8 protein-coding genes are annotated in these 9,877 nt (G+C 40.6%); 6 read left to right on the top strand and 2 right to left on the bottom strand.

The window, feature by feature from the left end:
* The first annotated feature begins 1,281 nt into the window (after nt 1-1,281).
* Nucleotides 1,282-3,858 carry a GAF domain-containing protein gene (locus G1O98_RS17570; RefSeq protein WP_163930059.1) on the top strand — a complete coding sequence of 859 codons (2,577 nt, stop codon included), beginning with the start codon at nt 1,282-1,284 and terminating at the stop codon, nt 3,856-3,858.
* A gap of 122 nt (nt 3,859-3,980) precedes the next feature.
* Here the strand turns inward: G1O98_RS17570 and G1O98_RS17565 are convergent, their stop codons facing one another.
* Complete coding sequence (locus tag G1O98_RS17565; protein WP_163930057.1) at nt 3,981-4,781, bottom strand: histidine kinase; 801 nt, start codon at nt 4,779-4,781, stop codon at nt 3,981-3,983.
* Nucleotides 4,782-5,105: 324 nt separating this feature from the next.
* Between G1O98_RS17565 and G1O98_RS17560 the strand changes: the two genes are divergently transcribed.
* From G1O98_RS17560 to G1O98_RS17545, 4 genes are all read left to right on the top strand, one after another.
* Nucleotides 5,106-5,330, top strand: coding sequence for a hypothetical protein (locus G1O98_RS17560; RefSeq protein WP_163930055.1), 225 nt, complete (start codon nt 5,106-5,108; stop codon nt 5,328-5,330).
* 45 nt (nt 5,331-5,375) lie between these two features.
* A complete protein-coding gene (gene petJ / locus G1O98_RS17555) occupies nt 5,376-5,711 on the top strand; it encodes a cytochrome c6 PetJ (RefSeq protein WP_163930053.1) in 336 nt (111 codons plus the stop codon).
* Between the two features lie 198 nt (nt 5,712-5,909).
* The gene (locus G1O98_RS17550; protein WP_163930051.1) at nt 5,910-6,929 is read left to right on the top strand and encodes an aldo/keto reductase; all 1,020 of its coding nucleotides are present in this window, start codon (nt 5,910-5,912) and stop codon (nt 6,927-6,929) included.
* A 54-nt stretch (nt 6,930-6,983) separates the two neighbouring features.
* Nucleotides 6,984-7,958, top strand: coding sequence for an alpha/beta fold hydrolase (locus G1O98_RS17545; RefSeq protein ID WP_163930049.1), 975 nt, complete (start codon nt 6,984-6,986; stop codon nt 7,956-7,958).
* A gap of 145 nt (nt 7,959-8,103) precedes the next feature.
* Here G1O98_RS17545 and G1O98_RS17540 read toward each other — a convergent pair whose 3' ends face one another.
* Nucleotides 8,104-8,472 (bottom strand): BON domain-containing protein, encoded by a 369-nt coding sequence (locus tag G1O98_RS17540; RefSeq protein WP_163930047.1) that lies wholly within the window; start codon nt 8,470-8,472, stop codon nt 8,104-8,106.
* Between the two features lie 348 nt (nt 8,473-8,820).
* On the opposite strand from G1O98_RS17540, the gene ilvN reads away from it, so the two are divergent.
* On the top strand, nt 8,821-9,339 hold the full coding sequence (gene ilvN / locus G1O98_RS17535; protein ID WP_114080075.1) for an acetolactate synthase small subunit: 519 nt from the start codon (nt 8,821-8,823) through the stop codon (nt 9,337-9,339).
* The last annotated feature ends 538 nt before the right edge of the window (nt 9,340-9,877 follow it).

Below are 9,877 nucleotides of genomic sequence, written 5' to 3'. Positions count from 1 at the left end.
TCAATTGCACTGTTGAAGTGCAAGTTTAAAGCTCAAAGCTTGAACGTTCGAGCAAAAAGGTCGGAGTTCCGAGTTCAAACGCTCAACGTTCGAGCAAAAAGGTCGAAGTTCCGAGTTCAGAGGCTCAACGTTCGAGCAAAAAGGTCGAAGTTCCGAGTTCAAAGGCTCAACGTTCGAGCAAAAAGGTCGAAGTTACAAGTTCAGAGGCTCAACGTTCGTATTCTAATCACTAAAAATTGAGAATTTATAAAGTCAACTCAATGAACTAAGGCTCAAATCGCCATTTTATACTTGCATCTTAATCAATAAAGTTAATGAATTAGTTCCAAAATTGAAAATTTGAGTTGAGAAAGATGTAACTGATGTTCTTCCTCTTTGCGTTGTAAGTAAATTGGCACGAAAAAACCCAAGTATGTTACGAAATGTAAATAGGCTTAAAGCCCTTACTAATGGCCAATACTTCGACTACGCTCAGTACAAGTGACAAAGGACAAATAACAGCCTTCTCCTGTCGGAGACGCTACGCGAGCGCCAGTTACTTTTAATTGCGCCGACCTACTTACTTGGAATTATGGCCTTTAAGTTGATAATTCAGCACTTGTGGGTTGATAATAAGGAGGCTTTGATAATCAAAGTTAAGTTGATGGCAGATAAGACAACTCCGATTTATACCTGAATCGAGAGCTGAAAATCTACTGATTATGATCTAGATATATTTGCTCCAGAAACAGAAATTGCAGTACTTTAACTTCTGGCGATCGCTATTTTAGAGGAAGCTTTACGCTGTAGCCGTGAAATAAATCAATCTCAAGTTGGGGCTTGGTTATTGAGCCAGTTTCAGCAAAAGGATGATTATTAATTTTTCTCAAATTACTTTTGTGTTGTTAGATACTGCTTACTGAGCAGGATTACTTAATAATCAAAATGATTTACATAGTAAAACCGTACAACTTTCCCAAGCTGTACAGCCTGCTCAAATTAGTTATAAGTGAAATAGGACTTTGCGTAGGCGTAGCCCGCCGTAGGCATCGCATCTACACCGTTATGAAAGAAAAGTTACCGTTTTTGATTGATTTTAGTTCCGATGAGCCAAAGCTTTACCCAAGGTGGGAGTCAAGCGTTTGTTAAAAAAATGTTAGAAGTAGAGAGGTTAGAGGGAATGACGTAGAAGGTGAGTGCCTTAAAGTACTCCTGAAAGCCATTCCTTTAATAAGTTTTGTGTAGAATTTGGTGGTGAGGTCATTTACTTGATTCTCAATTGCAACAATCCAGGTTTCATTTATGAGTCAGTCTTTTTCTCAAAACCAAGCAAGGCGAAATCGTCAACAAAAGCTGTGGCCACAAAAATGGAGTTTAAAGACTAAAGCAATAGTTTGGGCACTAAGCATCAGCGTACTTCCTGTGTTTGCAATTGGGATAGCTACTTACTTCTATGGGATTAATTTAAGTAGCAAACAAATACCGCAAGTAAGACTTGAGAGGGCAAAAAGTTCAACAGAAACTGAAGCTCTACAGAGACAACTGTCACTCTTGTTAACTGGTATGGGGGTAACGGCAATCTTAGCAGGTGCGATCGCTGTTTTTGTGACTAATCGAGCTATGAGTCGAGTTAGCAACATTGCTGCAACTTCTAATGATATCAAAAATAGGCTACGTCCAGACAGTGAGTTTACTCAAACTTTCATCGCTAACGAAGATGAATTAGTGATGTTAGAGAGAAACATCAGCTTATTCACAGAACTGCTTTCAGTTTTGGTACAAGAGAAAGAAGCCGAAGCTGATTATTCTCAACTATTAACGAAAATTACCCGTTGGGTTCGAGAATCATTTAATGAAGAAGATGTTCTCAAAACTACCTCAGAAGAAATTCGTAAAGCTTTAAATATTGACCGTGTAGCCATCTTTTGCTTCAATTCCAACTGTAATGGCACCTTTATCGTCGAATCAGTAGCACCTGGTTTACCGAAAATACTAGGGGTTACCGTCTCCGATCCTGGCTTCGAGGTAGGGTATATAGAAAAATACCGGAATGGTTGCACCCGTGCTATTGATAATATCTATCAAGCCGATCTCAGTGATGGTGATATTGAGTTGCTCAAGCAATTTGCTGTCAAATCTAATTTAGTAGCACCTATTTTCAAAGGCAAACAGCTATTCGGTTTATTGATTGCACATCAGTGTTCTAGAGTTCGCTTTTGGCAGCAATCTGAGATTGATTTATTCGCTCAGATAGCTATGCAGGTGGAATTTGCCCTTGACTACGCCAAGCTTTTAGAAGAGGTAGACACCAAAGCAGATAAAGCTCAGATATTTATAGAAATTACCCGCAGTATTCGCGAATCGCTCAACGAAGAGGATGTTCTGAAAATCACTGTAGAAGAGGTTCGCAAAGTACTTAGTACTGACCGAGTAATGGTTTATAGCTTTAACGCTAATTGGTCTGGAACTGTGATTGCCGAATCAGTGATTCCAGGTTATCCAAAAGTTTTGCGGTCTGAAATCCAAGACCCATGTTTCGGTCAGGGTTATGTAGAAAAATATCAGTCTGGTCGCGTTGCAATCACAAACAACATTTACCAAGCTGGTTTGGCTGATTGTCACATTAGCCTGCTCGAATCTTTTAGTGTGAAAGCAAATTTGGTTGCACCCATTCTTAAAGATGAACAGCTATTTGGCTTATTAATTGCTCATCAATGCTCCAGACCGCGTGATTGGCAACAGCCTGAAATTGATTTATTTGCTCAGATAGCTATGCAAGTAGGATTTGCTCTCGACCATGCAAGACTGTTGCAACGCATCGAGGCTGAGGGTGTGCAAAGTCAGTTGCTGGTGGATACTATTGGCAGCATTCGTCAATCGCTCAGCGAAGAAGATGTCCTAAAAACCACTGTCGAAGAGGTTCGCAAAGTACTTAGTACAGATCGAGTGATGGTTTATAGCTTTAATGCTAATTGGTCTGGAACTGTAATTGCCGAATCAGTTGTTCTCACCTATCCAAAAATTTTGCGGGCTGAAATCGAAGATCCATGTTTTGGTCAAGGCTATGTAGGAGAGTATCAGTCTGGTCGCGTTCTGGCAATAAATAACATTTACGAAGTCGGTTTAGCTGATTGTCACATTAACTTACTCGAATCCTTTGGTGTGAAAGCAAATTTGGTAGCTCCCATTCTCAAGGATGAGCAGTTGTTTGGTTTATTAATTGCACATCAATGCTCCAGACCCCGTGACTGGAAACAATCTGAGATCGATTTATTTGCCCAGATAGCAATGCAAGTAGGATTTGCTCTCGACCATGCAAGACTCCTGCAACGAATCGAGGCTGAAGCTATGCGAAGTCAATTATTGGTGGATATTACCCGCAGCATTCGCCAATCACTCAAAGAAGAGGATGTCCTGAAAACTACTGTGGAAGAGGTTCGGAAGGCTTTGAGTACTGACCGAGTACTAGTTTATAGCTTTTATGCTAATTGGTTCGGAATTATCATTGCCGAATCAGTGGTTCCAGGTTATCCCAAAGTTTTGCGGTCTAAAATCCACGATTCTTGTTTTACTCAAGGCTATATAGAAAAGTACCAGTCTGGCCGTGTTGTCGCAATCAACAACATTCATGAGTCAGGTTTGGCTGATTGTCACATTAAACTGCTCGAATCCTTTGCTGTGAAAGCAAATTTGGTCGCACCCATTATCAAAGATGAGCAGTTATTTGGCTTGTTAATTGCACATCAGTGTTCTGGGCCCCGTGATTGGGAACAGCCTGAGATTGATTTGTTTACCCAGATAGCAATGCAAGTAGGATTTACTCTCGATCATGCTAGGCTCCTACAAGCGTATCAAGCTACTGAAGCTAACTCTAATTAATAATGAAAAGAAAGATTTTTATCTTAAGGCAATTCATGTATACGCATACTGTTAAACCGAAGCAAGCTACGCGGAGCGTACAGAAGCAGCGACTCTACAAGAAACGCTCCGCATATAGTAGCCTATTTATGAATAGTCTCGCGCTCTTTATTAGCAGGTTCCTTATCTTTGAATAAGTCAGCTGCCGTTAGAAGTAACTCCCTTAAGGTTTGTTTGATTTGGCGCTCTTTTCTGGCTAGAGATGTACCAGCTTCACCTAATTTGTCTTCTAGCTGCGATCGCTTCTGTTCTACCTGTATAGCTACAGACTCAGCTTGGGGACGAGCTTTATCGTACCAGTGTTTAGCCTCGTCTAGATAATCTTGAACCTCCATAGAACGTCCGCCATAACGTGCAGCCATATTCGCTCTGACAATAGCTAGCTGCGCTTGCAATTGCGCGTAACGTTTCTTTAATAACCCGACTTCTTCACTATCTTTAATGGCATTGACAGCAGAATCAATTGCAGTTTTAGTACTAGCTGGTTTTTCTTTACCCGTCTCTTCAATCTCTGCCAAGATTACATCAACCTCTTGCTGGAGTTGTTCTTCTTCACCATCTAATTGAGCTTGGAGCCGCTTTATATCTGTTTGAGTTTTAGCAATAGATTCGTGTCTTTGAGTATTAATTCCTTCTAGCGCTCCTTCAATAGAAGCTGTCACTTCATCTTTAAGTTCGCTACCTTTTTCTTGGAAGTTTTCAATGACAGCAGAAACAGCATCTCTAACCAAGCTACGAAGTTCAGTAGAACCTTGTTTAAACTCAGAGCCTACTTGAGAAACTGCGGATTTAACAATTTCTCGAATCCGATCGGTTCTTAATTGTCCAGTTTCTTTAGCTTGTTGTAAGTCTGCTTGAATTTTTTCTTTGATATTGTTAGGCATTTTCAACTCTTAGAATTTAACTAATTGGGATAAAACTTTCTAGAAATGTTCTTACATCCACATTATGGCGTAGCCAGATCGGGCTTGGTACTTCCTTTAGATAGAAAATTACAGTTCCAAAGAGGTGAACTGTCAATACTGCTCGGTTAAGAATATTTGCACGAGCTGAAACCCAACAAACCCTACAAAAGATTGGGTTTCGTTACTCAAACCAATCTACAAATTTTTATTTTTAGAAAAAAACTACGCAGTATTGGTTGAACTGTAACATAGTGCCAATTTGTGAGATGATTAATGTTTGTTGGTAGTAATTGACAGTGAAATATGTGGCGAGTAAATATTACTTGTTCAAGTGATGCCTGGAAGCTCTATGGTACTGAATTCAAAGCGATCGCTCAGAAGTATCAAGGAGAATTAATTGGTTCCAAAAAAATGCCAGACGGTACACGCATCATGTCTTATAAAATTGAGGATGTTAGCGATGCAGAAGCCTTTCAAGAAGATTGTGCAAATTTTGCAGGATTTACAACTGACTTTGAATCCCTGTAGTAATTGATTCTGATACAACCAGTATTCGAAATCAGGAGACGTTGATTGAAAAAACTACTCACATTAGTATTAGTAACATTTCTGCTATTGTTCAGCGCTTTTACTATGCCTGCTATGGCAGCAGACATAGTTAACGGTGAACAAATATTTAGTCTTCATTGTGCTGGTTGTCATATTAACGGCAGCAACATAGTTAGGCGGGGTAAAAATCTCAAAAAGCAAGCGCTGAAAAAGTATGGTATGGATTCACTAGAGGCAGTTACATCTATAGTTACCAATGGTAAAAATAATATGTCAGCCTACAAAGATCGACTTACTGAACAGCAAATTACAGATGTTGCTGCTTACGTTCTCGAACAAGCTGAAAAAGGCTGGCGTTAGAAAGTTAGGAGTTAGGAGAGATGCGAAAAATCTGTGTCTGTACAAGAGTTAGGAGTTAAAAAATTAGCAGTTATTAACTCTACTCGTCGTAAATCATTCATAATAAAGTAGAAAAGTGAAAAGGCTGTAAAAAACCGCTTTTCAACTCACTAATTATTAAATCTGCTCACTTCCAACTTCTAACTCCGAAAATTGAAAATGAACTTACCCGCAGCGAGCCGTCTCCAATTCACTCCCGATTTAAACATCTGTCGCATATTAAATGGTATGTGGCAAGTCTCCGGCGCACACGGACAGATCAATCCCCAAGCTGCCATTGAGACTATGTTCAAATATTTAGATGCAGGCTTTACCACTTGGGATTTAGCAGATCATTATGGCCCTGCTGAGGACTTTATTGGTGAGTTGCGCTGTCAACTAATTGATACTCGTGGCAAAGACGCTTTATCTAAGGTGCAAGCCTTCACAAAATGGGTGCCTCGTCCAGGTAAAATGACAAAGAAACTGGTCGAGGAAAACATTGATATTTCCCTGAGAAGGATGAATGTAGAATCGTTAGATTTGATGCAATTCCACTGGTGGGAATATCAGGATAAAAATTATCTAGATGCCCTGAAATATATGGCGGAACTCCAGACTGAGGGTAAAATTAAGCATCTAGGTTTAACTAATTTTGACACGGAAAATTTGAAGCTGATTACTGAAGCAGGCATCAAAATTGTTTCTAATCAAGTGCAATTTTCTCTTATTGACCGCCGTCCCGAAGTTAATATGGCGGAATTTTGTCAGCAGCATGACATCAAGCTTTTTACTTACGGTACACTGTGCGGCAGCTTGTTATCAGAAAACTATTTGGGTAAACCGGAACCGCGAGGATCTGATCTGTCCACTGCTAGTTTGAAAAAATATAAAAATATGATTGATGCTTGGGGAGGTTGGCAATTATTTCAAGAATTGCTAGCTATTTTGAAGGAAATTGCTAATAAGCATAAAGTAAGCATCTCTAACGTGGCAGTGCGTTACATTTTAGATCAGCCAACTGTGGGTGGTGTGATAGTTGGTGCCAGACTTGGGGTATCTGAACATATAGAAGATAACGCCAAAGTATTTAGTTTTAGTTTAGATGCTGATGATCGCGATCGCATCAGTGCCGTATCTCGACAGTCACGAGATTTGTATCAGCTAATCGGCGATTGTGGCGACGAGTATCGGCGATAATTATCGGGAAACAGGTAATAATAGTATCTTCATGCTGATGAATTAAAGAAGACCGTGACCACTACACTGCACTGGCAAGAACGGGTTGGTAATCAAAGAGATTGGGTTTGGCGGGGCTGGCAAACCCGCTATACTTACATTCGCCCTAGCCAAAATAACCACAAAACACAACCTCTGATTCTGTTACATGGCTTTGGCGCTTCCATTGGTCATTGGCGACATAATTTAGAAGTGTTGGCTGAACATCACACAGTTTACGCCATTGATATGCTGGGTTTTGGCGCCTCTGAAAAAGCCGCAGCTAATTACAGCATTGACTTGTGGGTTGAGCAGGTTTACGATTTTTGGAAAACTTTTATCCGTCAACCGGCGATTTTAGTGGGCAATTCCAACGGTTCACTGATTTCCATGGCCGCCGCCGCCGCTCATCCCGACATGGTGCTGGGTATAGTGATGATGAGTTTACCCGACCCTTCCCTAGAACAAGAAGCAATTCCTCCCGTGTTGCGGCCGCTTGTCAGAGCAATTAAAAATGTGGTCGCTTCGCCATTAGTTCTTAAACCTGTGTTTAACTTCGTGCGTCGTCCAGGAGTGCTGCGTCGCTGGGCTAGTCTTGCCTACGCTAACCCAGAGGCGATTACCGATGAACTCATAGAAATTTTAGCTGGGCCTCCCCAAGACAGAGGTTCAGCGAGGGCTTTTAGTGCTTTGTTCAAAGCTGCGATCGGAATTAACTTTAGTCCCAGCGTTAAGACAGTATTACCAACCTTAACAATTCCGATGTTGTTAATTTGGGGACAAAAGGATCGGTTTGTTCCCCCAGCCCTTGCTAACCGATTTGCCCAATACAACCAAAAATTGGAAGTACTGAATTTAGCAGACGTGGGCCATTGTCCCCATGATGAATGTCCTGAGCAAGTCAACCAAGCTATTGTAGATTGGATTGAGAGATGGGTTAGCGTAGGCGTAGCCCGCCGCAGGCATCGCCAACCCCCTTACACTTTCCCAGCATTGCCGGAAATTGTCTAAGAGGGCCTTTGTTTATACCGCGCATTCATCAGCTAGCGTTGTCGGCGACTCTTTGAAGAGATAGATATGAGGCTTTTGTTATGCAATGGGAGCGATCGCGCCACCCAATATCTTTGCGACCATCGAATTGGGAGTTACTTAACACCTAAGCAATCGTGGCTTGGTTAGTGTCAACATCTGTAGTTCCATGCACAGAACGAGCTACAGAAATCATCTTATTAAGAATTTCTTGACTGGGAACTTTGCCTTTCAATACTACAGTGCTACCCGTTTGAGCAACCCAAAGGGTATTAACATCATCAAGTTGGGGATCTTGATCAAATGCCAAAGCTACCCGCTTTGCCAACCCACTTTGGTCATATTCGCCACTTAATCCCAGACGTTCTGGGGGTATGGATTGAGTAGCAGTAGGAGCAGCAGTACTACTAGGAGTTTGTGCTATTGACTGCGGAGTAGGATTTACTTCTGCATTTTGAGGTTTTTCCATTCCAAATAGTCTTTTTAACCAACTCATAAATATTTTTCTCCTAATTAGAGGCTTATTGAGTGGATTATAAAAGCTTTTCGAAAATGCCACATCTACCAATGAAAAGATATCCATTCCCTAAAATTCCTCCTTGCAGGATAATTTCTGTCCAATTTTTTATTTCTAGAGAATGCAATGAGTGCAGCTATTGAGTTTACAATAAAAGGTCGCACTGATAATTAGTGCAGTAGTACGCAACAACAGAAATCAACATACATTTGACAAAATGTCAAGAGTTTGTCACTCAAGGAATTTTGACTTTTGAATGAGTGAATTCTGCAAAGCGGTACTAGTTTCTGCGTTCCTCAAATCCTGTTCTAGCCTCTGTTGGCGAAGATGAAACATACCCTTTCAGTTCTCGTAGAAGATGAGGCGGGTGTTCTTTCCCGCATTTCTGGTTTATTCGCCCGTCGTGGTTTTAATATTGAAAGCCTTGCTGTTGGCCCTGCTGAACAGGGAGGAGTCTCCCGAATTACAATGGTTGTACCTGGTGACGATCGCGTGATCGAGCAACTCACCAAGCAACTATACAAGTTAGTCAATGTCCTCAAGGTACAGGATATTACCGAAACTCCTTGCGTCGAGCGAGAATTGATGCTTGTGAAAGTGAATGCTAGTAGCAGCAATCGCTCAGAAGTGATTGAACTGTCTCAGATTTTCCGGGCGCGAGTCGTGGATGTAGCAGAAGATTCTCTCACCTTAGAAGTTGTGGGAGATCCAGGTAAAATGGTAGCGATCGTGCAGGTGTTGCAAAAATTTGGTTTAAGAGAAATCGCCCGCACTGGCAAAATTGCCCTGACTCGTGAGTCAGGTGTGAATACCGAGTTACTCAAATCTTTGGAAGCAAAAGTTTAGTTGGGATTTTAATCAGCACATAAATCAAAGACAGCAGAAGTCATAGTGGCAATTGTTACTATGACTTTTGCTGAGGGACTATAAATATAAAAAATTGCAGGAGAATTTAGAGTGATAGCTCAATCGAACGCTGAGAGGATGTTTGAAAAGTATTATGTGAAACGAAACAGTCAAAGTCATCAAAGACCTAACCATTGACCCTCATCCCGACGCAAAAAGGCTGAATTCAAAGCCTCTCGACCTTTCGGGGAGAGGAATGGAAGTGGGGTTTATAGTATACTTTACAACTTTAAAATATTCTTAACCGAGTAGTATTGCAATATTTCCTTAATCAAATTATCAAATGAATTTTGGGACAATAATTTCTCAAGTTTTTCATATATTTAATTTCAGACTTATAAATTTAAATTAAATTTTATCGTTTAAATTTGCACTTTTATTTTGAAAATATGGAGATTGAATTCGTTAATTATTAATCTTGATTGCAATTTAGATACCTTTCCTTTGCTCTCAATAAGTATTGATATTTAAGTTTTCT

Source organism: Nostoc sp. UIC 10630, from assembly GCF_010747425.1.
GTDB lineage: Bacteria > Cyanobacteriota > Cyanobacteriia > Cyanobacteriales > Nostocaceae > Nostoc.
This window is presented reverse-complemented; position numbering and strand designations above follow the sequence as displayed.

What these genes read in the sequence shown, in the direction of transcription:
- G1O98_RS17565 (WP_163930057.1), bottom strand. Translation starts at nt 4,781, where the DNA reads ATGCCTAACAATATCAAAGAAAAAATTCAAGCAGACTTACAACAAGCT.
- ilvN (WP_114080075.1), top strand. Translation starts at nt 8,821, where the DNA reads ATGAAACATACCCTTTCAGTTCTCGTAGAAGATGAGGCGGGTGTTCTT.
- G1O98_RS17540 (WP_163930047.1), bottom strand. Translation starts at nt 8,472, where the DNA reads ATGAGTTGGTTAAAAAGACTATTTGGAATGGAAAAACCTCAAAATGCA.
- G1O98_RS17570 (WP_163930059.1), top strand. Translation starts at nt 1,282, where the DNA reads ATGAGTCAGTCTTTTTCTCAAAACCAAGCAAGGCGAAATCGTCAACAA.
- G1O98_RS17560 (WP_163930055.1), top strand. Translation starts at nt 5,106, where the DNA reads ATGTGGCGAGTAAATATTACTTGTTCAAGTGATGCCTGGAAGCTCTAT.
- G1O98_RS17550 (WP_163930051.1), top strand. Translation starts at nt 5,910, where the DNA reads ATGAACTTACCCGCAGCGAGCCGTCTCCAATTCACTCCCGATTTAAAC.